Genomic DNA, 24,162 nt, shown 5'->3' with positions numbered 1-24,162 from the left:
GACCGGATTTTCTTATGAAGCAGCAGATTTTGCCACTACTTCAGCAAAGTCTTTAGCAAATACCTTACATTTTTCTACATCTTCTCCAAAGGGAGAAAGCTCGATTTTCAAACCAGGAACAGCTATATTTCCGTTGCGTCCCTTTATTTTTTCTTCAATTAAATCAACTGCTCCGCAAAAAACATCATATGATGAATCACCTGAACCAAATACAGCCATCTGCTTTTGACTGAGATCTATATCATCCATTTCATCATAAAGATCTAAAAAATCATCTGGCAGCTCTCCATCTCCCCACGTATAAGCTCCAAAGATAATAGATTCTGCCAATACAAGGTCCGAAGCATCAATGTCATATACTTCTGCTCGTTTCACATGCAATCCATGCTTGACTAATTCTTCTTCGATCAAATCGGCTATTGCTTCTGTGTTGCCTGACATACTCGCATAAGCTAGTAAGATTTCCTTCATGTAAATGACGCTCCTTTACACCAGCAGTGTGGGCCGCACATCCCCTTCTTCATCACATTCTTGCTTAAGAGGACAGTTTTCACACTCACTGGATGCATAGTTCTTTTGAAAATGTTTTGGTTCCATTAACACACTTTTGACAATATGTAGTTGAAGTATGGCTTTTTCATAATCGCCTGTTGCAATATAATAAGTTGTTGTTTCTCCGGTTAATAATGAATAAAAACGAATTTGTTCAGGAACCTTTTTAAAAGCTTGTTTCGAAAAAACGATAATAAAGTCTTTCATTGCGTTCTTCACTTCTTCATGGTCATCTAGAATGAATTTTGTTACCGTATAAGACTTCTCTGTCCATGCAGCAAAATCAATGGTCAGAGAAAGGTTGCTTTGAATTTCTTCTACATAAACGCTGTATTTCTCAAACACAAAAAGTGGTAGCTCCACATGTGTTTTCTCGCCTAAAAACCTCAGTAAATAATCACTTACTTTAGCTAACACATCGTAATAGTGAATGGGTGATGAAAACATATTTGGCTTTAGACGCCAATATTTTTCAATAAGCTGTAAAACATAGAGGTTTGAGCGATACTCAACTGGCTTGCTATAGTATGTTTTAATGATTTGATGGACGGTTACTTGAACATGCTGTTTCCAATCTATAGATGTCTTTTTCAAAAGAAGCTGCTGCTGATAAAATTTGTACGGACATCGAATAAATTGTTCGATGTGGTTATTGGAGAGTGTCTTTATATGCACTTTCATCGGTTCCATCTATGTCTCACCACCCTAATTGAAATTCATTCTCAATAATGATCAAAAATTAAATCATGAAATTTGCTCAATCACTTTACGAATAGCACTCCATGAATGTTTGACGAAATAAATTGGTTTTTGCTGTTTTTTTGCTTTCTCTTTAATAACTTTTGCCATATTGTGATTAATAAAATCCGTAATAACTAATACAAACCCAATATGTTCGGGAATTTCTCGCTTCACCATATTGCTTTTACGGCCATCTAAATGAATTACTTCATTAAACCCTTCTCCCGCTAGACGATCTGTAATATGCTTTAACCTGTCTCCTCCTACAACCATGACTGATGACATGTTTGTTCCCTCCCAATTAATTATTCATTTAATGATTTGACAACAACCTGTATTCTTTACTATATATACAGTTTAATTGAGAATGATTCTCTTTGTCAATGTTTAATTGATAAAAATTCTCAATTAAAATGAAAGTCTACCACCTTTCTTATAAGTTAGTTGAATTTTGACCATACTATAGCTATCACATACAAAGGAGGGTTAACGTTGGAACAAAACATTCTTTGTGAAGTAAATAACTGTCACTTTTGGAAAAATGGAAATCACTGCAGTGCAGAAGAAATTTACGTAGTAAGTCATAGCGGAAAACATGCAGCAAGCAGCTATGAAACAGACTGTAAAACGTTCAAGCCAACTGAAGCGTAACCCGCAAAAGGACAGCCTCTGGGTTGTCTTTTTTCTCTCTTCAAGATTATAAAAAAGGAGACTAGTATGAAGACTGAACAACTGATTCATTTTTTTAAAGAAGAAGCCATAAAAGCAAATGAACAAACCTTTCCAATCTATGTACAATCATTTACTCATTTATGGACATACAAATGGGGAACACTTGAAAACATTCCAGAAGAAATTGATGACTTAATTACCACACGTGCGTTAGAACTTGGACTTATTCACTTAAAAAAAGCTGACTAATCAATAAGGAAATTAGTCAGCTTTTGTGTTTATAGATCATCAAATCCATTTGCATCTGATGCTTTTGTATATTGTCGTGATTTCTGTTCAAAGAAATCGGTTTTCCCTAAATCTACCTCTTGATAAGCAATAATCCAACGAAGAGGATTTTCAATCGGTGCTTCTGGGAAAGCAGCTCGACCGAAGCCTAACTGATTACAGCGTTTATTCGCCATATATTCAATGTACTGCTGCAGTTCTTTCATCGTAATGCCGTCGAATTTTTCTCCAATAACAGATTCCGCCCATTCAATTTCAAGACGAGCTGCCTCTTGGAACGTTTCAACTACAAACGTTTCTAGCTCCTCCGTACGATAAGCTGGATTTTCATTTAGTACTTCCTTGAAAATCTTTTCAAATAACCCAACGTGAAGCTGTTCATCACGATTGATATAATTAATCATCGTAGATGTCGCCACCATCTTTTGATTTCTCGCAAGATTATAGAAGAACGCAAATCCGCTATAGAAGAAAAGTCCTTCTAAAATAACATCATATACCATAGACTTCAAAAAGTTTTCAACCGTTGCTTCTTCGCTAAATGCTTTATATCCGTTTGTAATAAAGTCATTTCGTGCGCGAAGCTTTTCGTCTGTACGCCAGTATTCAAATACTTCATCTTGTTTTCCTTTTGGTACAAGACTTGATAAAACATATGAATACGAATGATTATGAACCACTTCTTGCTGCGCTAAAATAATCATTAGAGCGTTAATCGAAGAATCGGTTACATAGTCAGCTACTTTGCTAGCATAATCTGATTGAATACTGTCCAGTAGCGCCAGCAGGCCAATAATTTTTAGAAAGCTCTCTTGTTCGTCAGCGGTTAACTGAGGGAACTGTTTAATATCTTGCCCCATATTAATTTCAAACGGCGTCCAGAAATTAGCTAGCATACGCTTGTATTTAGGGAACGCCCATGAAAATCGGACGTCATCCCAGTTTAGAATATTGGAGCTCTTGCCGTTGATGATTCCTGTCGAACGGTTCGGAGCTGTTTCGTTCATTAATTCTCGTTTTAACATGCTTGTCATCAATTATTCACTCCTTTTAACTATGACAGCTTTCACATTCTTCAATGACTTCACTTGATGTTGAACGTACGTAATAGGTCGTTTTTAATTTTTCTTTCCATGCCGTCATATGAAGATCCAGCAGCTCTTTTGCTCGGATATCATTTTGTACATATAAATTGAATGAAATAGATTGATCAATATGACGCTGGCGCTTGGCGTTTTGCTTAATGCTCCAGTGCTGATCAATTAAATAAACGGACTTATAATACCAGTTTGTTGCTGGCGATAAATCTGGTGCCGTCACTGGGATTTTATAGTTTTTCTTTTCCTCTGAATAAAACTTACGGAAAATCGGATCAATACTTGCCGTAGAACCCGCGATAATAGATGTTGATGAATTAGGTGCTACAGCCATTAAATATCCATTTCTTATCCCATTGCTTTGAACTTCGCTACGCAGTTCACTCCACGCTTCGCTCGTGTATTCACGTGTTTCAAAATAAGCGCCTGACTCAAAATCTGAGCCTTTAAATAATGGATATGCGCCTTTTTCTTTAGCTAAGTTCATGCTTGCCTGCACGGTTAAGTAAGAAATTTGTTCATACAATTCATCGCAATATGCTACCGCTTCACCTGTCTCCCATGCTATTTTCTTTAAGGCAAGCAAATGGTTCCAGCCAAATGTGCCAAGCCCTACTGCGCGGTACTTTTGATTCGTTAGCTTTGCTTGAAGTACCGGCAAATCATTTAACTCAATAACATTATCAAGCATGCGTACTTGAATTGGAATTAAACGTTCAAGTACATCTTCAGTTACGGCTCTCGCTAAGTTAATAGAAGAAAGATTACATACAACAAAATCGCCCGGATTCTTTGTAATAATAATTTTTCCGTCTTCCGTAATTTCCTCTGTTACGACCGTTGTACTTTGGTTTTGCGTGATTTCTGTACATAAGTTACTGCAGTAAATCATGCCCGCGTGTCGGTTTTGATTAGCTCGGTTAACCGTATCACGATAGAACATATAAGGAGTTCCGGTTTCAAGCTGCGAAAGCATAATGCGCTTGAAGATCTCAATAGCAGGCACTGTTTCTCTTGAAAGCTGTTCATTGTTTACACACTCAGCGTAACGAGTGCGGAACGAACCGCTGCCTTCTTCTTCATCATAAAAATCTTCTAACGAGTAGCCCATCAGCGTACGAACTTCGTGAGGATCGAATAAGTGCCAGTCTTCACGTGCTTCTACTTTTTCCATAAACAAATCTGGCAAACATACGCCAGTGAATAAATCATGCGTGCGCTGGCGTTCATCACCATTGTTCAAACGCGCGTCTAAGAATGAAAAAATGTCTTTATGCCAAACGTCTAAATATACGGCAATAGCTCCTTGTCGTTGACCTAGCTGATCGACACTTACAGCCGTATTATTTAGCTGTTTCATCCATGGAATTGTTCCTGATGATACGCCTTTAAAACCTTTTATATCACTTCCTCGGCTTCTAATATGACCGAGGTAGACACCAATTCCGCCTCCATTTTTACTAAGCGTGGCCAAATCTGTATTGCTATCATAAATACCGCGTAAGCTGTCATCAATCGTATCAATAAAGCAGCTAGATAGCTGTCCGTAGCTCTTTCCTGCGTTTGAGAGTGTTGGTGTGGCAACCGTCATATATAGACTAGAAAGCGCCCAGTACGCTTCTTTTACTAATGCTGTTCGATTTTCTTTCTTTTCTTGAGACATCAGCGTCATAGCAATGATAAGAAAACGTTCTTGCGGTAATTCGTATACACGCTTATCATGTGATGTCGCTAAATAGCGATCTGCTAATGTCAGCAATCCAATGTATGTAAATAAACGATCGCGTTCAGGAATAATGACTGAAGCAATTTCATTAATTTCTTCTTCTGTATATGTTTTTAATAGCTGTTTATTATAAATGCCGATTTTTGTTAGTTCTTGAATAAGCTGATAAAACGAACCGTACTTCTCTTTTTTATCATAACCTCGGTTGTCCGCTGCTTTTCGATATAGTTCGTTTAAGTAGACGTCTGCCGCCACGTACGTCCAATCTGGTTCTTCCATTGAAATACGCTCTAGGGCTGCCAAAATTAGTACGTTTGCAACCTTTTCGTCCGTCATATTTTCCTTTACTGTAACAGTTTGAATAACCTTTTCCTCATACAAAGAAAAATCAAGCTGCGTAAATTCTTTTTTTAAACGTTCAATATATGCAGTTAATTCATGTAGAATTGTAGGCTTTAATGTATTCACCATAAATATGGCTCCTCTCTTCACTTCAAAATAAAAAATCGCTCACCGTACCTCGGTGAGCGAATAGAACGAAGATAGAAGAAGACACTAAGTCTTTTCTCAATCCTCGCTCTACCCTCTCACCTCCCGAAGAAGATAAAACGACATAAAAAAGGCAGGTCTCCTGACTTATGCTTCTTTTTACTTTAAGGCCTTCCCATGATGTTTACTCACAGTGGATCTCCTTATTTCATCAGCATTCACAGTTGCGGGGACAGCTTTGGATTTTCACCAAATTCCCTTTTAAGTCTTTTTATCAGACACCTTTTTCACTGGAAAACACAAAATATAGTATTTTATTATTGTTTAACAAACAACATATTGTGTTATGTTATAAACACATTATATAGGACAACTTAGAAAACTATCAACCTATTTTCAAAAATAATTTTGTTTTTTACGATAAAATCCTTCGACTTTTTTCATCAAACTACTCCATCATAACATGTTTTGACACGCTTGATGGAACAATGTGCTCTTTTTAAAAAATTTGTCCTATTTTTCTACTAAACATTGCCAACATCAATAAAAAAACCGTTTTTCATAAAAAACGGTTTTTAATTATTTGTATTCTTTTTCAAATGCTGTGATTGTTTTGATAAACTTTTTATCAATATCGTATCCGATCCCCGGTTTTTCCTTCACCTTTATTACTCCGGCTTCTACCTCTACTTCGGGCTTAATAATATCTTTTTCCCAATAGCGAGACGACGCAGAAATGTCACCTGGTATCGTGAAAGAAGGCAGTGTGGCAAGGGCGATGTTATGAGCTCGTGAAATCCCGGCTTCTAACATTCCGCCAACCCAAAGCCTTACACCGTGTAGGGAGCATAAATCATGAATTTTTTTTGCTACAGACATTCCGCCAACTCGACCGATTTTCACATTGATAATCTTGCAGCTTTTTTGTTCGATTGCATGACGTGCATCTTCATAGCTCACAATGCTTTCATCTAAGCAAATCGGCGTCTTCATTTGCTTTTGTAATAATCGATGATCAAGGATATCATCCGAACTTAACGGCTGTTCGATCATCATTAAATTCAATTCATCTAGTTTTTTCAATGAATCACTATCGCTTAACGTATAGGCTGAATTGGCATCAGCCATAAGAGGAATGCTTGGAAATTCATCTCGAATTTGTTTCAGTAGCTCATAGTCAGCGCCTGGCTTAATTTTCACTTTAAAGCGCTTATAACCATCTTTCATATAAGTCTTTATTTGTTCTTTCATGATGGAAATATCATTTAAGCCAACTACCACTCCAGCTTCTACAGCAGGCCTTACTCCGCCAATTACTTCAGCTAAGGGCTTATTTTGGCGCTTTGCATACAAATCCCATACAGCACAGTCCAAAGCTGCTTTAGCCATGTTGTTCCGCTTTAGAGGTTTGAATAACTTTTGAACATCCTCTGGTTTTTGAAGCTGCTGGTGAAGAAGCGAAGGAATTAAAAAATCGTCTAACATATGAAAACATGTCTGAATCGTTTCTTCCGTATACCAAGGAGATGAAAAAGCAACGACTTCTCCCCATCCTGTAAATCCTTTTTCATCTTCTACTTCAAGCAAAATCAATTCTCGATCCTGGACCGTACCATAGCTTGTTGAAAAAGGAGAAAGAAGCTTCATGTCAATTTTATAAAGATGTACTTTTTTGATAATCATCGATTAAATTCCTTTCTGTATGAACGATGATAGCTTCCGGCGTATGATTTTATTAGAGGCCGTTCGCGGCAGCTCCTCTACTCGAACGAAATACTTTGGAAGTTTGTACTTTGCTAAAAATTGTTGAATGTGTAAAGATAACTCTTCATCTGAAACGTCTTCGTTTATAACAATGCATGCTGCAGGAACTTGTCCCCATTTTCCATCGGCTACTCCCGTTACACCGGCCTCTTTAACAGCGGGATGCTTCAACAAAACATTTTCAATTTCAGCTGGATATACATTTTCTCCACCTGAAATAATAAGGTCCGAACGTCTGTCTAATACATATAGAAAACCTTCTTCATCCACTTTCCCGATATCTCCTGTATAGAACCAGCCTTGTTGAAGGGCTTTTTTAGTAGCTTCAGGTTTATTTAAATATCCTTTTGTAACATTTGGACCTTTAACAATGATTTCTCCTGCTTCACGTGTTTCATTTCCATTCTCATCTACAATTTTCATTGCACACGGAAATAATGGTTTACCTGCTGATCCCAGTTTTCGCAAACTATCTTCAGGTGAAAGCGTAACGAACTGTGAAGATGTTTCTGTCATTCCATACGTTTGATAAACAGGAATTTCTTTATTCACACAAGCCTCTAAAATAGTAAGCGGTGCGGGTCCTCCTCCTAAAAGCATACAGCGAAATGTATTTGGGTATTTACGTTCAGCTAATTCATCCAGCATATTCGATAGCATGGAAGTGACAACCGAAATAATTGTTACTCCTTTGTTTTCAATGGCTTCATTCACCGCTCTTGCTTCAAATCGTTCTTCTAAAATGATTTTCATTCCGTAAAAGACGCTCCGCATTAAAATGGATAATCCGCTAATATGAAACAAAGGAACCGCTATAAGCCAGCAGTCTTTTTCATTTAATCCTAAATTAAGCGCTGAACCAATGGAACTCCACCAGTGATTTCCATATGTCTGCAGCACTCCTTTTGGATTACCTGTTGTTCCAGACGTATACATAATGGTGAACGTCTCCTCGAGATTCCACGTTTTCTGAAAATACGTTTCTGTTTCTGGAGAACTTTTTAAAGAAGATAAAGGAAGCTGAGTAATGGAACTTTGGAACTCTCTCGTTAAAAATGCTTCATCCGTAATAAGCAACGACACGTTTGCATCTGTTAGCTGATAATTGATTTCTTCATTTGTCAAACGCGTATTGACGAGCAGCACCCGAGCGCCAATATAAGAAACCGCATGTAAAATCTCAATAAACTCCACGCTGTTTTTCATGCATAAAGCAATGGTATCACCTTGCTTTACACCGTTAAACGAAAGCTGCTGCGCTACTTTTTGAACACGCTTATGAAGCTCTTGAAAAGTAAGCGACGTTTGCAGTGTTTCTACCGCCACTCGGTTTGGCGTCAAATATGCTCTTTGCATAAGCCCATTAGGAATCGTTTGGCCACTCATAAATTTCTCTCCTTTTTATACTAATTAACTAAATCAAATTGAAAAAACAGCCTGATGATAATCACCAAGCTGTTTCAGCTTTTTAAGGGAAACGTGGGAACTGTTGGAAGTCTGGATTGCGTTTTTCCTTAAATGCATCGCGACCTTCTTTTGCCTCGTCCGTTGTGTAATAAAGAAGCGTTGCGTCACCCGCAAATTGCTGGATACCAGCTAAGCCGTCCGTATCAGCATTAAATGCTGCTTTTAAGAAACGAAGAGCGGTTGGACTTTTTTCTAACATCTCTTCACACCATTGAATTGTTTCAGCTTCAAGCTGCTCTAATGGAACGACCGTGTTTACTAATCCCATGTCTAGTGCTTCTTGAGCGTTGTACTGACGGCATAAGAACCAGATCTCACGTGCTTTCTTATGGCCTACGATGCGAGCTAAGTAACCAGAGCCATATCCTGCATCGAAGCTTCCAACTTTAGGACCTGTTTGTCCAAAGACTGCGTTATCCGCTGCAATTGTTAAGTCACATACAACGTGAAGAACGTGGCCTCCACCAATTGCATAGCCTGATACCATTGCAACAACCGGCTTTGGAATTACGCGAATTAAACGCTGTAAATCTAGAACGTTTAGACGTGGAATTTCATCTTCTCCTACATAGCCGCCGTGACCGCGAACTCTTTGGTCTCCGCCTGAGCAAAATGCTTTATCCCCAGCACCTGCTAATACAATTACTCCAACGCTTGCATCGTCACGAGCATAAGCAAATGCATCGATCAATTCCATTACTGTTTTTGGACGGAATGCATTGTGCACTTCCGGACGGTTAATCGTAATTTTAGCGATTCCGTTATATGTTTCGTATAAAATGTCTTCATATTGACGTACTGATGTCCATTCAACTGTCATCTTTATTTCCTCCTAATTATGTAGTAGCTAAGAACTCACTTACTATTCTACCAAAAATCTCGGGTTGTTCCACGTGAATTGCATGGCCTGTCCCTAAAATAATTTTAGAAGTAGCATTTGGTATTAATGTTTGCATTTCTTTGGAAATTAAACAAAACTTTTGATCTACTTCTCCTGTAATAAGCAAAACCGGCATCAACAGATCGTCCAGCTTCTCCCAAAGGGACGGCTGGACTCCTGTTCCCATTCCTTTCAAACTGTTGGAAAGGCCGATTTCTGTATGCGAAAGTCTTTCTTGACGCACCGCTTCTTGAACATAGCTAGGCAATTGCTTTTGAGAACGAAAAAGAGGGATTTCCTCCCAAAAGTTCACAAATTCTTCAATTCCATTTTTCACAATGCGGCTCGCCAGCTGCTCATCTTTTTCTTTTCTTAGCTTTTGTTCTTCTCGCGTTTTTAAACCAGGCGATGCGCTTTCTAATACCAACTTTTTCACAAGGTGTGGATATCGCTGAGCAAATGAGAGAGCAAGCCTTCCTCCCATCGAATATCCAATTACATTCACCTGTGATAGAGATAGCTGTTGAAGCAGCTCATGCAGTGCTTCAACAACTGCTTCCATTGAATATGGTTTGATTTCTTTCGGAGCTGCTGATTGGCCATGACCAATAATATCAACAGCAATCACTTGATAGTCTTTAACGAATTTCTTCATAAAGGTACGCCAGGTTTGAGAAGAACCGGTAAAGCCGTGAAGAAGCAGCAGCGGCTCTCCTTTTCCCTCGGTGTGCACATAGTAAGATACACCATTTAATTGATACATCATTGCTTATTCCTCACCGTTTGACAAATTTATTTCCTCGGAAACAAGTTTCCACAAACTGCGATGAGTCTCTACATTTTCTGTACGAGTTGTGCGAATCTCTACAACATGTAACCGGCCTTTTGTGAAAGCATGGTTCATTGCATGTCGAAATTCTTCCCAGCTGCTTGCTGAAGAAAATGTGCCATCATACAGACGAGTGGCATGCTCAAAATTCAATCCAGTTGGCGTACCGAATAAAAATTCAAAGTGCTTTTCTTGTTTTGACTGCGGTAAAAATGAAAAAATTCCTCCGCCGTCATTGTTAACTAGCACAACGGTTAAATTTAAATTATGCATCTTAGCTGCCAGCAGACCATTTAAATCGTGATAAAAAGATAGGTCACCAATAAATAAAACGGTGTGATCGTAAGCCGTGCTTACGCCTAGAGCAGACGAAACCACACCATCAATTCCATTTGCTCCTCGGTTTACAAAAAGTGGAATATCTTTCTCCGTATTTAAGAAGAAAGAATCAATATCTCGAACAGGCATTGAATTTCCAACAAACAAAGCCGTGCCTTCAGGTACTACATCCACAATTTCTTGAACTACTTGTCCTTCGAACCATTCCTGGCCAGAAGTTAATGTTTTGAGAGCCTGTGCAGTTTGAGCATTAATCTTTTTCCATAGACTCAGCCATGAAGTAGACTCCTCTTGATTCGCTGAAAGGCGCTTGATCAGTTCTTCACAAAATAATGTTTCATTGGCTTCAATCATCACTGTTGAACGCAAAGTAGGATCTCTCCAGCCTTTACCTTGGTCAACTACAAACATTTCTTTCGGCTCGTGTGCTTTTAAAAATTGCAATAGCGGTTTCGATACCGGCATCGCGCCAAAACGAATGACAACTTCGGGGTAAAAACGCTCATCAACCTTATCACTTTTTAAAAATGTATCATATGTCTCTATTACATTTTCTTTTGAATGCTTGCCGCTTCTTAATTGTGATAACGGATCTGCGAGCACCGGAAAGCTTAAAGCGTCAGCTAAACGGCATACGCCGTCTACTGCTTTTAAAGACATTTGATCTCCGCATATAATAAGTCCTTTTGTTGTTCCCTCTAGGCGCTTCGCAATTTCTTCGAATCCTTTTTCAGATAGAGATGCTTCTCCATGAATAGCAGCCACATATGATTTACCGCGTTTCCCCTGACTCCATAAATCTTCAATAGACAAATCTGGTACAATCGGTTCACGTAAAGGTACGTTAATGTGTACAGGACCGCTCGGTATAGCTTGAGCTGTATGAACAGCCCTTGAAGCTACTGTTCGAATATAACGATTCATATCTGCACTTTCTTCTGGTAAAGCTGTATCTACAAACCACTTCGCATACTGACCGAAAAGATGATTCTGATTAATTGCCTGCGGGGCACCTATATCCCTTAACTCGTGCGGCCGATCGGCTGTGATAACGACTAAAGGAATGCGTGAGTAGTGAGCTTCAATTACTGCAGGATAATAATTCGCTGCAGCTGTTCCAGATGTACATACAAGCGCCACTGGTTTTTTCTTTGCTTTTGCTATTCCTAGAGCAAAAAAACCGGCAGAACGTTCATCAATGTTTAAGTGCACATGAATATCAGGGTGCTCAGCCATAAGCATCGCAATAGGCGTTGAACGTGACCCTGGACTGACCACTACTTCTTCAACATTTGCTTCTACTAATTCATCCACGAATGACGCAATATACGTTGTTAATGATTTAATGTGTTCCACGCATAATCCCTCCTAAAGCTGAAAGCATCGGGTTGAATTTAATTTTTGTTTCTTCATATTCACTTTCAGGCGTAGAATCTGCTACAATTCCACAGCCCGCAAATAAAACAGCTTCTTTTTGCTGAATAACAGCCGAGCGGATTCCTACTATAAATTCACCGTTTCCATTGATATCCATCCATCCTAAAGGAGCTGCGTACCACCCTCGGTCAAAGGATTCTAGCTTTCGAATAATAGGCAAGGCCTCCTGTTGAGGATATCCTCCTAACGCTGGTGTTGGATGGAGCTTTTGAATAAATGAAAATAGCGTCACATCTTCCTTTATACGCCCTTTCACAGGTGTATACAAATGTTGAATATGCTTTGTTTTATATAAACTTGGCTTACTTGGAATTTCTACTTCATAACAATAAGAATTCATCGCTTCTTTAATCATATGAACAACAACATCGTGCTCAATTAAGTTCTTAGGATCCTGAAGCAATTCCTCACCTAGTTCGTGATCTTCCTGCCTTGTCTTTCCTCTTGGAATCGAACCCGCTAAACAAGTGGAAAACACGTAATCTCCTTGTTTTTGTACTAGTCTTTCTGGGGAAGCGCCGATAAAATGCTGATGCTCTCCCTCTAAAATATATGTGTAGCTAGTTGGCTGTTCCTTTAACAGACGCTGAAGCACGTATTCAGTAGAAATATCTTCATTAAATTTTACTTTTAATTGGCGAGCAAGAACCACTTTCTCTATAACCTGTTGCTTAATTAAAGTAGTAGCTCTTTCAATATTTCCTTTAAATTTCTCTACCCCAATTTCTTCTTTTTCCAACAGCAAAGGTGAAATATGAGATTCCCCGTCGTACTCTTCACAAAGAACAAGTTTTTGGACCTCTTCGAAATAATTGATGTGCTCTTTTACAGAATCTTGTCCTTTAACCATCATATTAACGGTAAGATATCCTTCTTTATTTACCTGGGTATATAACACAGTTGGAATCATAAATTTTGAACTCGGGAAATCACTCCAATAGTTTTCTCGATACTGATTTGGGTCAAATGAAAATCCTCCAAATAAAAGAGGACCTGTCCCATCAGGGGAAATTTGGTTATTTTTATAAAAGTCTTCTTTTATAAAGCGCTTCCATTCATTTTCAATGTGGAAATAACGTTCTTTTGCCGCATTGGTGCAAATAGTATGCGCATATCCTAATCCAACAAATGTATAATAACTGTTGGGATCTTTCCAAAAAAAGCGTTCTTTATAAAACTGGTCATGTCCGTTCGCATAAAAAATAAGGGGGTCAATAGGTCTTACTTTTTTCACTAAACTGACCAATTTTGGCTGATTTTCATTTTTTGCACACTCAATCGCATCTTTAATGTATTCTTGTACTAACTGTTCGGTCGTTGCAATCACACTACGTCCCCCCGTTCATCTTTTTTTCTTAAGTCTGTAACTAACTTATTATAAACTTTCAGTTCAAAAAAATCTAGCATCGCGATTCATGAGCAAAAATTAATTTCGCTTGTCTAAATTACGCCTTTTCAGTAAACCAATAAAAAAATCTTTATGATCTATTTAGTACTCTTTAGCCCTCAAGAACGTTATTTTTATCATACCCTTTTCTATAACCTTTACCTTTCTTTAATTTTCCACTCCATTTCTCTCTTAGCTTCATGAATACCCCAAATCCTCCTAATATGAATCGTGTTTTTTTGAATTTTTAACACATACTACAAAAGCACACTAAATTTTTAAGGGGGAGCTTCATGACACTTTCAAAACAAGAAATCAGTCAGTTAAAACAAAATTTACAGCAGCAGCAGGCTGATATTCAATCGCACTTTGATCAAAATGATCATTTTGGTCTAACTCGAAGCGACGCTCACGATGCTGTAGGAGAACTTTCAAGCTACGATAACCACCCTGGTGACACAGCCACAGAAACATACGAGCGTGAAAAAGACCTTGCACTAAATGAACATGCAAAACAAGAGCTACATGAAATAGAAGAAGCACTGCAGGCAATCGCTCACAGCACGTATGGAACATGCAAAGTATGTGGAGCAGATATCTCGTTTGAAAGACTTCAGGCTGTACCAACTACTTTATACTGTAGAGAACATAGCCCATCACAGGATATTCCAAAGCACAGACCTGTAGAAGAAAATGTTCTCCATCACCCATTTGGTCAATACGACTATGACGATACCGAGACGACAGGATACGACGCAGAAGATTCTTGGCAAGACGTTGCGCGTTACGGGACGTCTGAATCTCCTTCTGATTTTATAGAAGATACGTCTAACTATAGTGAAACCTATATTGAGGCGGATGAAGCTATTGGGTACGTTGAAGATTATGAAAACTTTGCCGCTACCGATTTATATGGACAGCCTCTTCCTATTTATCCTTCAAAAGAGCATGAGCGATATGAAAATGCACTGGATGAAGAAGGTACGATGACCATATTTGGAGATTTACCGGCCTATGAGAAAGATCCATACACTGAAAAGGAGTAGTTCTTCATACTACTCTTTTTTCTATTTTTAGTAGGAGCTATGGGAGATGACATCGAATGAATAGGAGATTAGAATTAATAATGAGGTGAACATAATGAATGCACATGAAATTGATTATAAATTGTATGGAGATGACATGCAGTTTGTTGAAATTGAATTAGATCCTTCAGAAAGTGTGATAGCAGAAGCTGGAGGAATGATGATGATGGAAGATGATATTGAGATGGAAACCATTTTTGGTGACGGTTCTTCCTCCAACAGCAGCGGACTTTTTAATAAACTAAAAGGTGCTGGGAAACGCGTATTAACTGGTGAAAGTTTATTTATGACGGTATATACAAATAACGGATATCACAAGCGAAAAGTATCTTTCGCTTCACCTTTTCCAGGTAAGATTATTCCTGTCGATTTAGAGCAGCTCGATCATAAAATTATTTGTCAAAAAAGCTCCTTTTTATGCGCTGCCAAAGGCGTATCCGTTGGTATTGACTTTCAAAAAAAACTAGGAACTGGCTTCTTTGGCGGTGAAGGTTTTATTATGCAAAAATTAGAAGGCAATGGCCTCGCATTTTTGCATGCAGGCGGCACCATTCATAAGAGACAGCTGCAGCCGGGTGAACGCCTTCGTGTGGATACTGGCTGTTTAGTGGCCATGACCCGTGATGTAAATTACAACATCGAATATGTAGGGAAAATTAAAACAGCTCTGTTTGGAGGAGAAGGCATGTTTTTTGCTACTCTGTCAGGACCGGGAACAGTTTGGATTCAATCTCTTCCTTTTAGTCGACTAGCCGATCGCGTTTTATCAAGTGCAGTTTCACCAACGGGAGGTAAAGGTGAAGGCAGTATCCTTGGTTCTTTAGGTGATTTCTTAAACGGTGACAACAGATAAAATAAAAAAGGTGTAGTCGTTGACTACACCTTTTTTATTTATTGATTTAATAAATTTTTAGTGGAATGAATTCCCCAAATATCAGATGCATATTCCTCAATCGTTCGGTCACTAGAAAAAAAGCCGGAATGTGCAATGTTCGTCGCACTCATTTGAAGCCATTTATTTTCATTTCCATAAGCTTCGTTTATTTTTTGCTGTGCCGTAACGTATGAGTCAAAGTCACGGAGTACGTAGTATTCATCATTTTGCATTAATAATGAATCATATATAGGCTCGAATAAGTCATATGTGTCAGGTAAGAAGCCGTTTGTGAGCTGCTCGAGCACTTGTCGAATCCGCTTATCATGATGGTAATAATCATAGGCACGGTATCCTCCATTTTGCTGATAGCTCAATACTTCTTCGGCTTTTAACCCAAAAATAAAGACATTATCTTTTCCTACTGCCTCGCTAATTTCGACGTTCGCTCCGTCCATCGTACCAAGAGTTAACGCTCCGTTCATCATGAATTTCATATTTCCCGTTCCCGAAGCTTCTTTGCTGGCGGTTGAAATCTGTTCGCTGACATCCGCTGCAGGAAAGATATACTCAGCAAGTGACACTCGATAGTTTTCTAAAAAAACGACTTTTAAAAACGGTGATGTTTGTGGATCATGATTGACAACATCAGCTACAGAATTAATTAGCTTGATGACTTTTTTTGCATAATAATAGCCGGGAGAAGCTTTCGCACCAAAAATAAATGTACGAGGCACGATTTGAAAATTAGGGTCTTCTTTTAATCGATTGTACAAATACATAATGTGCAGTACATTTAAAAGCTGTCTTTTATAAGCATGAAGCCTTTTAACCTGTACATCAAAAATAGAATGTGAATCTATTTTAATTCCCGTTTGCTCTTGAATAATATCGGCAAGCAGCTTTTTACGCTGTTGTTTTACTGTTTTTAGTCCTTGTAAAAAGCTTGGATCTTCCACATACTCTTGGAGCTTTATAAGAGAATGCGGCTGTTTAATCCATTTATCTCCTATCACCTCGGTAATAAGAGAGGAAAGCTGCGGGTTAGCTTTTAACAACCAGCGCCGGTGGGTAATTCCATTCGTTTTATTGTTAAATTTAGCAGGATAAAACTGATAAAAATCTTTCATTTCTCGTTCTTTTAAAATATCAGTATGAATCTTTGCCACGCCGTTTACTTTATAACTTCCCACAATTGCTAAATGAGCCATCTTTACTAGCCCGTGCGCTAAAATAGCCATATTTTCAATCCGCTGCCAGTCTCCTGGATATGCTTCCCATAATTCTTTACAAAAGCGCTCATTAATTTCTTCAATAATCATATACACTCGTGGAAGCAAGGGTTGAAATAAATCAATCGGCCATTTCTCAAGGGCTTCAGAAAGAGTCGTATGGTTTGTGTATGAAATGGTATTGGACGTAATATGCCATGCATCTTCCCATTCCATTTTTTCTTCATCCAGTAAAATTCTCATTAGCTCAGGAATCGCAAGTACAGGATGCGTATCGTTAATATGAATGGCTACTTTTTCGTGAAAGTTTGTAAGTGTTTGATAGGTATTTCGATGTGCTCTGATAATACTTTGTAAGCTAGCTGAAACAAGAAAATATTGCTGTTTCAACCTTAATATTTTACCATCTTCATGTGTATCATCCGGATATAAAAATTCTGATACAGCCTCTGTTTGACGCTTATACTCCATCACATCTTTATGTACTGGAAATGATGAAGGCTCCGCATTCCAAAGGCGAAGTGTATTCACTGTATCTGTTTTATACCCGATAACCGGGATGTCATAAGGAACAGCAGAGACGGGTTCTCCTTTTACATGACGAAAAGAGAATGTTCCGTCTTCCTGTACCATTTCAACTTCGCCCCAAAAGTTCACTTCGATTGCTTGATCTAATTTGCGTACTTCCCATGAATTCCCATGCCTTAACCATTGTTCTGGGAGCTCAATTTGAAAGCCGTTTACAATCTTTTGATCAAACAAACCGTGTTTATAGCGAATCCCATAACCGTGACCAGGAAGATTAAGTGAAGCAAGAGAATCTAAAAAACAAGCAGCAAGCCTGCCTAATCCCCCGTTTCCTAATCCTGCGTCTACTTCGATTTCCTCAATATTTTCAAGTGAAATATTCAGATCACTTAATCCTTCTTTTACAACTTCCCGAATTCCTAAGTTCAACAGATTTTGACCCAACAGTCTGCCTAATAAAAATTCGATAGAAAGATAATACACTTGCTTTGTATGTGAAGACCTATGAATTTCATTGGTTGAAATCCAATCGCTGCTAATATACTCTCGCACCATATTTCCTAATGTATGATAGTGATCTTGAACAGTAGATTCTTTAAAGCTCTTTCCATATGTCATTTCCAGCTTTTTTAAAAAAGCCTCTTGAAAGCTTTTTTTATCAGAGAACAATCTGCTCACCCTTTCACGATGGAGTAGATGTCAAATTTGAATACAATTGATTATATTTAAATGCCGATTGCCCCCAGCTATAATCCTGACTCATAGCATCCATCATTAATTTTTTCCATACATCTTTCTGGTGATAAAATGAAACAGCTCTTTCTAACGTATGAAGCATGTCATGAGCATTATAATTCTTAAAAGAGAAGCCATTTCCCTCTCCGCTATATTCATTATAAGCTTTGACCGTGTCATTCAGGCCGCCCGTTTCACGCACGACTGGAATGGTTCCATACTTTAAGGCTATTAATTGTCCGAGTCCGCAAGGCTCAAAACGGGAAGGCATTAAAAATAAATCCGTACCGGCATAAACTTTATGAGCAAGTTCCTCATTAAAACCAATAATGGCTTTTACTTGTTGCGGGTACGTATCTTCCATCTCACGGAAAAACTGCTCAAACTCGTGTTCGCCAGTTCCTAAAATAACAATTTGGGCTCCTAAGTTAACTGTCTCATGGAAAACGTGCTTGACTAAATCCAATCCCTTCTGCTGGGTTAACCTTGTAACCATCGAAATAATTGGAACATCCTTATTTTCCTCTAATTCAAGATAGCGCTGGAGCTCTTTTTTATTTTTATATTTTCCTTCAATCTCTTCTACAGAATAAGGATAAGATATAAGCTGATCTGCGTCTGGGCTATAAGCTTCTTCATCGATTCCATTTACAATCCCAATTAAATCTTGATTTCGCTGACGCAATAATCCATCTAAACTTTCTCCGTAATAGGGCATTTGAATTTCATCTCGATATGTAGGACTTACCGTGGTAATTTTATCAGCTGATACAAGAGCCGCTTTCATAAAATTAATATTCCCATAAAACTCGAGCTGGCTTGTAGTAAAATAATATTCATTTAAATTTAATAGCTCATATAAATTGCTTTTAGGGAAAATTCCTTGGAATTGCAAGTTATGAATCGTAAAGACCGTCTGGATATGATCATACATATCATAATTAGCACGAAGTAAAAATGGAATCATAGCCGTATGCCAGTCGTGACAATGAATGATATCAGGCTCATTCTCTAAAAATGGGATAGCTTCAAGCACAGCTCTGCTGAAGAAAGCAAATCGTTCAGCGTCATCGTAGTGCCCATATAAGCTATCTCTTTTAAAATAATATTCATTATCAATGAAAATATATTTAACGCCATCCATCGTTAACGATTCAATCCCACAGTACTGTCTTCTCCACCCAACCTGCACATGAATAACTTTTTCAAGCACCATTTCATCTTGATAATGTTGAGGAATGGTTCCGTACTTTGGCATGACTACACATACGTTCGTTCCTAACTTTTTTAATTCTTTAGGCAGGGCACCTGCTACGTCTGCTAATCCTCCTGTTTTAATAAAAGGTACACATTCTGATACAGCAAATAATACATTCACGACTTCATCAACGCTCCTTGAGTTGTTCCTTTAGCAATGACTCTAGGTAGACCTGACTCACCTAGCAACGTTTCATTACTTCCTATTTTCACATCTTTGTCTAAAACAACATTTTCTAATACACTATTTTCTAAAATAACGCCTTTTTGCATCACAATGCTATTCTTAACGACCGTACCTTTTCCAATTTTAACGCCTCGGAAGATAATACTATTTTCCACATGTCCTTCAATCACGCACCCGTTTGCGATCATTGAGTTTTTCACAACCGCTTTTTTTGCGTAACGAGTAGGCGGTTCATCTTTTACTTTAGTGAAAACAGGACGTTCGTTGATAAATAACTGCTTCCAAACATCTGGAGATAAAATTTCCATACTTGTTTTATAGTAGGCATCTAAGCTAGAAATCTCAGCCGTATATCCGTGGTGTTCGTACTTTTCTACACGATGAGATTGTGCCATATATCGAACCATTTCTTTAATCGTATAAAAATCATGCGATTCATTTTGCAAAATATTAACTAGAATAGATTTATTAATAATATACATATTAAGCGATTTATCACCCTGCTTCATTTCAGTAATATCTGCATTTGAAGCAATATGACGCTGCAGCACGTGCTCAAAGTCAACTGTACATATCGTATAACTATTAGCAATTAATACGTATTCCTGCTTACTTCTTAAGAAATAATCAATATGATAACGGAACTGCGTGAATAGTGATGGACTCTCTAAGTGTAAATCACTTGTCATAGGAGGGAAGATAAACAATCCATCTCGCTTCCGATCCAAATCCCATTCTTTTCCTGAACCTATATGATCCATCAATGCGCGATAGCGATCACGAGGAAAAATGGCAACGCTCGAAATTCCAGAGTTCACCATATTAGAAAGCGTAAAATCGATTAATCGATAGCGCCCTGCAAAAGGAATGGCAGCAATCGATCTATAAAAGGTTAAAGGCTGCAGCGCTGTTGTGTTTGTACAAGCATCAATAATACCAAGCATTTGATTATTCAATGTCGTTCATCCTCTCTGTTCGTTAAATGCATTTAGCAACTGATTCAATCAATTCTTGAGTAACAAGAATTACTTCTTCGCTTCCTTTGGTCGGTCGAATGATAGTACCGTCTGGAACTTCAATGTCCGATGGAACAATTGCGTTTTCAATATATACGTTAGAGCCTATCTTTGCAGTAGGCATGACAACCGTTTTCTTAACTTCAGAACCTGAACCGATTTGTACACCTGGAAATAACACGGACTGCTCTACGTTTCCTTCGACAACGCACCCTTCATTTACTAATGACTCCACCACGCAGGCGTTTGGCGCAATATATTGAGGAGGCTGATTAGGGTTAACAGAGTATACTTTCCATGAAGAGTCAAATAAATTAAGCTCGTCTTTATCACATAACAAATCCATATTCGCTTCCCATAAGCTTTTTACAGTTCCTACATCTTTCCAATAACCTTGGAATGGATATGCAATTAGCTTTTTCTTTTCATCTAGTAAAAGCGGAATAACATCTTTACCAAAATCATGGCTTGAGTATGGATTGCGTGCATCCATTTCTAAATATTCTTTTAAAATACTCCATTTAAAAATATAAATCCCCATAGAAGCTAGATTATTTTTAGGACGCTGTGGCTTTTCATCGAACTCCATTACATCTAGGTCACTATTTGTATTTAAAATACCAAAACGGCTCGCTTCTTCCCAAGGTACTTCAATAACAGAAATCGTTACATCTGCTTCTTTGTTTATATGATAATCAAGCATATTTTCATAGTTCATTTTATAAATGTGATCACCTGATAGAATCAGTACGTACTCAGGATCATATTGTGTCAAATAGTTTAAATTTTCATAAATAGCGCTAGCCGTGCCTTTATACCACTTTACTCCATCTGACTCCGCGTATGGAGGCAATACTGTGACGCCACCATTCCGTCGGTCCAAATCCCAAGCGCTTCCAATTCCAATGTATGAATTGAGAACTAGCGGTTGATATTGTGTTAATACACCCACTGTTTCAATACCTGAATTTGTACAATTACTTAAAGCAAAATCAATAATTCGATACTTACCACCAAATGGTACAGCTGGCTTTGCTAGATTTTTTGTAAGCGAACTTAGCCGACTACCTTTTCCTCCTGCCAATAACATCGCTACGCATTTCTTTTTTAACATGTTGTTTTCTCTCCCCTCGTTTTCTCTTTGCTCGTAGTATACTAATGCCAAACGGCGGAATATTCATTTCAATGCAAAAAGGTTGACCGTGAAACGATTCATCCACTGATTTTAATGCCTTTTTATTTACAATGCCTGAACCGCCGTACACTTCGTCATCACTGTTAATAACTTCAATGTACTCTGTCTCAACTGGAACTCCAACTTTGTAAGAATGATATGGATGCTCAGAAAAATTGCTAACAACTATAAAAATCTCCTGATTTTCTTTCGACTTGCGAATAAAGGAGAAAATTTGTTGATGATGATTGTTAACATCAATCCATTCAAATCCATCTGGATTATGGTCTAATTCATATAAAGGCTTGCTTCTTTTATAAATCTTGATGAGATCCTTCATATATCCGTTAAGATTGCGATGCATGTCAAAGTCATAAAGCATCCAGTCTAACTCTTCTAAATCTTTCCACTCATCAAATTGGCCAAACTCTCCGCCCATAAATAAAAGCTTTTTTCCAGGGTGTGCAAAGAAATATCCATATAGCAGTCGAAGCTGTGCAAACTTGCGCCAGTAATCACCTGGCATCTTATTAAGCAATGATTTTTTCCCATGTACGACTTCATCATGAGAAAGCGGCAAAATAAAGTTTTCGTTAAACGCATACATTAGTGAAAAGGTCATTTTATCGTGAAGATAGGGACGTCTTTCCACTCCAGCTTCCATGTACGTTAAAACGTCATTCATCCATCCCATGTTCCACTTATAATTAAAGCCTAAACCGCCCTCATACGTAGGTGCTGTAACAAGGGGCCAATCCGTTGAATCTTCTGCCATCATTAATATCGTTTCATCAGATTTAAAAACAGCTTCATTCAATTTTTTTAAGAAGCTGACAGCTCCATCATTTACTGCTTTTCCAGAAGAATTTTGCCAATAAAGCATATTAGCTACAGCATCTACTCGAAATCCATCTATGTGGAAGTACTCCAACCAAAACAAAGCGTTCGAAATGAGAAAACTTTGTACTTCAGGCTTGCCTAAATCGAAATTAGCTGTTCCCCAAACATAGTTTTCACGGTCGGGTTCTTTTTTGTATTCATAAGTAGGTTCTCCATCGAACATATACAGACCATGTTCATCCTTACAAAAATGCCCGGGTACCCAGTCTAAAAGAACGCCTATATTATTTTGATGACACTCATCTATAAAGTTCATCAACTCTTTAGGTGTACCGTATCGACTGGTAGCAGAATAGTATCCAGTTCCTTGATATCCCCAGGATCGGTCGAGCGGATGCTCAATGACTGGTAATAACTCAATATGTGTAAAACCTTGTTCAGCAATATAAGGAATAAGCTCCTGTGCTAATTCACTGTATGTATAAAGGCTGCCATCTTCATGAGTCCTCCAAGACCCTGCATGCAGCTCGTAAATACACAGTGGTCTTTCATATATATTTTGCTGTTTTTTCTTTCTACGCCAATATTGGTCGTTCCATTTGTACCCATCCAATGAGTAAACAATAGACGCAGTGTTTGGACGCACTTCACTGAAGAAAGCGTATGGATCTGCTTTTAATTTTTTTTGATTGCTTTGTGTGATGATTTCATATTTATAAATAGTCCCTTGTTCTAATTCAGGGATAAATGTCATCCAAATACCTTCTTCATTAACTTTAACCATTGAATGTTGAAAACCGTTCCATTTATTAAAATCACCTACAACGCTTACACCCTTTGCATGAGGTGCCCACACGCAAAATCGTACGCCTTCAATTCCTTCTACCGTTACCTGATGCGCACCGAAAATAGAGTAACTGCGAAATAAGTTTCCTTCGTGATACAAATGAACATCAAATTCAGTAGGCTGAACCGCTAGATTCACTTTTGCCACCCCTTTAACTTCAAACATAATATACGCACATAATATACGCTTCTTACCACTCATTCCCTTTTATAGTAAAAACATAAACCTTTTCTACAAATATAATAGAATAAATGTTCTTTAAAATTACTCTTTATTCCATACTCTTCATACTTTATTACTTTATGAATAATTCCATATGATATAGGGAAAATCCTGCTTAAAACTTACTTTTTATTCTGAAAATTCATGGTAATTATTCCTAACTATTATTCCTGTTTACTTAATCTTTAAAAAAGCGCAAATAAAAAAAGGTTTGCATATATGCAAACCTTTTTAAGATGACCCGTACGGGATTCGAACCCGTGTTACCGCCGTGAAAGGGCGGTGTCTTAACCGCTTGACCAACGGGCCATATTTAAATTTAAAACGACTGGCGGAGAAGGAGGGATTTGAACCCTCGCGCCGCTTACACGACCTACACCCTTAGCAGGGGCGCCTCTTCAGCCACTTGAGTACTTCTCCGTATGGCTCCACAGGTAGGACTCGAACCTACGACCGATCGGTTAACAGCCGATAGCTCTACCACTGAGCTACTGTGG

20 protein-coding genes, 2 tRNA genes and 1 riboswitch are annotated in these 24,162 nt (G+C 38.2%); of the genes, 4 read left to right on the top strand and 18 right to left on the bottom strand.

Annotation, left to right across the window (positions count from 1 at the left end):
• Positions 1–12 precede the first annotated feature (12 nt).
• From ACMX9J_RS17685 to ACMX9J_RS17675, 3 genes are read right to left on the bottom strand one after another with little or no spacing between them, the layout of a single operon-like run.
• Entirely contained in the window at positions 13–471 is a 459-nt protein-coding gene (locus tag ACMX9J_RS17685; protein ID WP_034271367.1) for a flavodoxin, read from the bottom strand.
• Positions 472–486: 15 nt separating this feature from the next.
• Positions 487–1,242, bottom strand: coding sequence for a hypothetical protein (locus ACMX9J_RS17680; protein ID WP_230624654.1), 756 nt, complete (start codon positions 1,240–1,242; stop codon positions 487–489).
• A gap of 54 nt (positions 1,243–1,296) precedes the next feature.
• Positions 1,297–1,578 carry a DUF2325 domain-containing protein gene (locus tag ACMX9J_RS17675; RefSeq protein WP_028411863.1) on the bottom strand — a complete coding sequence of 94 codons (282 nt, stop codon included), beginning with the start codon at positions 1,576–1,578 and terminating at the stop codon, positions 1,297–1,299.
• 207 nt (positions 1,579–1,785) lie between these two features.
• Between ACMX9J_RS17675 and ACMX9J_RS17670 the strand changes: the two genes are divergently transcribed.
• Both ACMX9J_RS17670 and ACMX9J_RS17665 read left to right on the top strand, forming a co-directional pair.
• The gene (locus ACMX9J_RS17670; RefSeq protein WP_013059558.1) at positions 1,786–1,944 is read left to right on the top strand and encodes a DUF1540 domain-containing protein; all 159 of its coding nucleotides are present in this window, start codon (positions 1,786–1,788) and stop codon (positions 1,942–1,944) included.
• Positions 1,945–2,010: 66 nt separating this feature from the next.
• Positions 2,011–2,214, top strand: coding sequence for a hypothetical protein (locus tag ACMX9J_RS17665; RefSeq protein WP_013059559.1), 204 nt, complete (start codon positions 2,011–2,013; stop codon positions 2,212–2,214).
• A 29-nt stretch (positions 2,215–2,243) separates the two neighbouring features.
• Here the strand turns inward: ACMX9J_RS17665 and ACMX9J_RS17660 are convergent, their stop codons facing one another.
• The 8 genes from ACMX9J_RS17660 to ACMX9J_RS17625 form a co-directional block, all read right to left on the bottom strand.
• Positions 2,244–3,287: a ribonucleotide-diphosphate reductase subunit beta gene (locus ACMX9J_RS17660; RefSeq protein WP_013059560.1), complete on the bottom strand. Its 1,044-nt coding sequence runs from the start codon at positions 3,285–3,287 to the stop codon at positions 2,244–2,246.
• Between the two features lie 16 nt (positions 3,288–3,303).
• Positions 3,304–5,547 carry a ribonucleoside-diphosphate reductase subunit alpha gene (locus ACMX9J_RS17655; RefSeq protein WP_416226066.1) on the bottom strand — a complete coding sequence of 748 codons (2,244 nt, stop codon included), beginning with the start codon at positions 5,545–5,547 and terminating at the stop codon, positions 3,304–3,306.
• Between the two features lie 132 nt (positions 5,548–5,679).
• A riboswitch (cobalamin riboswitch) is annotated at positions 5,680–5,866 on the bottom strand.
• A gap of 278 nt (positions 5,867–6,144) precedes the next feature.
• Positions 6,145–7,248 carry an o-succinylbenzoate synthase gene (gene menC / locus ACMX9J_RS17650; protein WP_406900740.1) on the bottom strand — a complete coding sequence of 368 codons (1,104 nt, stop codon included), beginning with the start codon at positions 7,246–7,248 and terminating at the stop codon, positions 6,145–6,147.
• Positions 7,249–7,251: 3 nt separating this feature from the next.
• The gene (locus ACMX9J_RS17645) at positions 7,252–8,715 is read right to left on the bottom strand and encodes an o-succinylbenzoate--CoA ligase (RefSeq protein WP_028411866.1); all 1,464 of its coding nucleotides are present in this window, start codon (positions 8,713–8,715) and stop codon (positions 7,252–7,254) included.
• An 82-nt stretch (positions 8,716–8,797) separates the two neighbouring features.
• Positions 8,798–9,616, bottom strand: a complete 819-nt coding sequence (menB, locus tag ACMX9J_RS17640; protein ID WP_013085280.1) for a 1,4-dihydroxy-2-naphthoyl-CoA synthase — start codon at positions 9,614–9,616, stop codon at positions 8,798–8,800.
• Positions 9,617–9,632: 16 nt separating this feature from the next.
• Positions 9,633–10,442 carry a 2-succinyl-6-hydroxy-2,4-cyclohexadiene-1-carboxylate synthase gene (menH, locus tag ACMX9J_RS17635; protein WP_028411867.1) on the bottom strand — a complete coding sequence of 270 codons (810 nt, stop codon included), beginning with the start codon at positions 10,440–10,442 and terminating at the stop codon, positions 9,633–9,635.
• A 3-nt stretch (positions 10,443–10,445) separates the two neighbouring features.
• Positions 10,446–12,200, bottom strand: a complete 1,755-nt coding sequence (menD, locus tag ACMX9J_RS17630) for a 2-succinyl-5-enolpyruvyl-6-hydroxy-3-cyclohexene-1-carboxylic-acid synthase (protein WP_416226065.1) — start codon at positions 12,198–12,200, stop codon at positions 10,446–10,448.
• Entirely contained in the window at positions 12,187–13,608 is a 1,422-nt protein-coding gene (locus ACMX9J_RS17625) for an isochorismate synthase (RefSeq protein ID WP_047749710.1), read from the bottom strand. The genes menD and ACMX9J_RS17625 overlap by 14 nt, the downstream gene beginning before the upstream one ends.
• Positions 13,609–13,961: 353 nt before the next feature.
• On the opposite strand from ACMX9J_RS17625, the gene ACMX9J_RS17620 reads away from it, so the two are divergent.
• Positions 13,962–14,714, top strand: a complete 753-nt coding sequence (locus ACMX9J_RS17620) for a TraR/DksA C4-type zinc finger protein (RefSeq protein WP_013059568.1) — start codon at positions 13,962–13,964, stop codon at positions 14,712–14,714.
• 94 nt (positions 14,715–14,808) lie between these two features.
• Positions 14,809–15,606: a TIGR00266 family protein gene (locus ACMX9J_RS17615; RefSeq protein ID WP_013059569.1), complete on the top strand. Its 798-nt coding sequence runs from the start codon at positions 14,809–14,811 to the stop codon at positions 15,604–15,606.
• 38 nt (positions 15,607–15,644) lie between these two features.
• Here the strand turns inward: ACMX9J_RS17615 and ACMX9J_RS17610 are convergent, their stop codons facing one another.
• The 7 genes from ACMX9J_RS17610 to ACMX9J_RS17580 all read right to left on the bottom strand — a co-directional run bounded on the left by ACMX9J_RS17610 (position 15,645) and on the right by ACMX9J_RS17580 (position 24,085).
• The gene (locus ACMX9J_RS17610; RefSeq protein WP_416226064.1) at positions 15,645–18,056 is read right to left on the bottom strand and encodes a glycogen/starch/alpha-glucan phosphorylase; all 2,412 of its coding nucleotides are present in this window, start codon (positions 18,054–18,056) and stop codon (positions 15,645–15,647) included.
• A 13-nt stretch (positions 18,057–18,069) separates the two neighbouring features.
• Positions 18,070–19,500, bottom strand: a complete 1,431-nt coding sequence (gene glgA / locus ACMX9J_RS17605; protein WP_050688669.1) for a glycogen synthase GlgA — start codon at positions 19,498–19,500, stop codon at positions 18,070–18,072.
• A complete protein-coding gene (locus tag ACMX9J_RS17600; RefSeq protein WP_025750736.1) occupies positions 19,497–20,522 on the bottom strand; it encodes a glucose-1-phosphate adenylyltransferase family protein in 1,026 nt (341 codons plus the stop codon). Before ACMX9J_RS17600 ends, glgA begins: the two co-directional genes overlap by 4 nt.
• A gap of 22 nt (positions 20,523–20,544) precedes the next feature.
• On the bottom strand, positions 20,545–21,696 hold the full coding sequence (locus ACMX9J_RS17595) for a glucose-1-phosphate adenylyltransferase (protein WP_016765788.1): 1,152 nt from the start codon (positions 21,694–21,696) through the stop codon (positions 20,545–20,547).
• A complete protein-coding gene (gene glgB / locus ACMX9J_RS17590; protein WP_033579577.1) occupies positions 21,647–23,608 on the bottom strand; it encodes a 1,4-alpha-glucan branching protein GlgB in 1,962 nt (653 codons plus the stop codon). The genes ACMX9J_RS17595 and glgB overlap by 50 nt, the downstream gene beginning before the upstream one ends.
• 294 nt (positions 23,609–23,902) lie before the next feature.
• Positions 23,903–23,974, bottom strand: a tRNA-Glu gene (locus tag ACMX9J_RS17585).
• 20 nt (positions 23,975–23,994) lie between these two features.
• A tRNA-Ser gene (locus tag ACMX9J_RS17580) sits at positions 23,995–24,085 on the bottom strand.
• Positions 24,086–24,162 lie beyond the last annotated feature (77 nt).

Origin of the sequence: Priestia sp. RMT2NF4, assembly GCF_047872835.1 — a bacterium.
GTDB lineage: Bacteria > Bacillota > Bacilli > Bacillales > Bacillaceae_H > Priestia > Priestia zanthoxyli.
This window is presented reverse-complemented; position numbering and strand designations above follow the sequence as displayed.

Excerpts from the sequence above, each read along its gene's own strand:
- menC (WP_406900740.1), bottom strand. The coding sequence starts at position 7,248 with ATGATTATCAAAAAAGTACATCTTTATAAAATTGACATGAAGCTTCTT.
- ACMX9J_RS17645 (WP_028411866.1), bottom strand. The coding sequence starts at position 8,715 with ATGAGTGGCCAAACGATTCCTAATGGGCTTATGCAAAGAGCATATTTG.
- ACMX9J_RS17615 (WP_013059569.1), top strand. The coding sequence starts at position 14,809 with ATGAATGCACATGAAATTGATTATAAATTGTATGGAGATGACATGCAG.
- menH (WP_028411867.1), bottom strand. The coding sequence starts at position 10,442 with ATGATGTATCAATTAAATGGTGTATCTTACTATGTGCACACCGAGGGA.
- ACMX9J_RS17685 (WP_034271367.1), bottom strand. The coding sequence starts at position 471 with ATGAAGGAAATCTTACTAGCTTATGCGAGTATGTCAGGCAACACAGAA.
- ACMX9J_RS17665 (WP_013059559.1), top strand. The coding sequence starts at position 2,011 with ATGAAGACTGAACAACTGATTCATTTTTTTAAAGAAGAAGCCATAAAA.
- ACMX9J_RS17660 (WP_013059560.1), bottom strand. The coding sequence starts at position 3,287 with ATGACAAGCATGTTAAAACGAGAATTAATGAACGAAACAGCTCCGAAC.
- ACMX9J_RS17595 (WP_016765788.1), bottom strand. The coding sequence starts at position 21,696 with ATGTTAAAAAAGAAATGCGTAGCGATGTTATTGGCAGGAGGAAAAGGT.
- glgB (WP_033579577.1), bottom strand. The coding sequence starts at position 23,608 with ATGTTTGAAGTTAAAGGGGTGGCAAAAGTGAATCTAGCGGTTCAGCCT.
- ACMX9J_RS17675 (WP_028411863.1), bottom strand. The coding sequence starts at position 1,578 with ATGTCATCAGTCATGGTTGTAGGAGGAGACAGGTTAAAGCATATTACA.
- ACMX9J_RS17680 (WP_230624654.1), bottom strand. The coding sequence starts at position 1,242 with ATGGAACCGATGAAAGTGCATATAAAGACACTCTCCAATAACCACATC.
- ACMX9J_RS17620 (WP_013059568.1), top strand. The coding sequence starts at position 13,962 with ATGACACTTTCAAAACAAGAAATCAGTCAGTTAAAACAAAATTTACAG.
- menB (WP_013085280.1), bottom strand. The coding sequence starts at position 9,616 with ATGACAGTTGAATGGACATCAGTACGTCAATATGAAGACATTTTATAC.
- ACMX9J_RS17655 (WP_416226066.1), bottom strand. The coding sequence starts at position 5,547 with ATGGTGAATACATTAAAGCCTACAATTCTACATGAATTAACTGCATAT.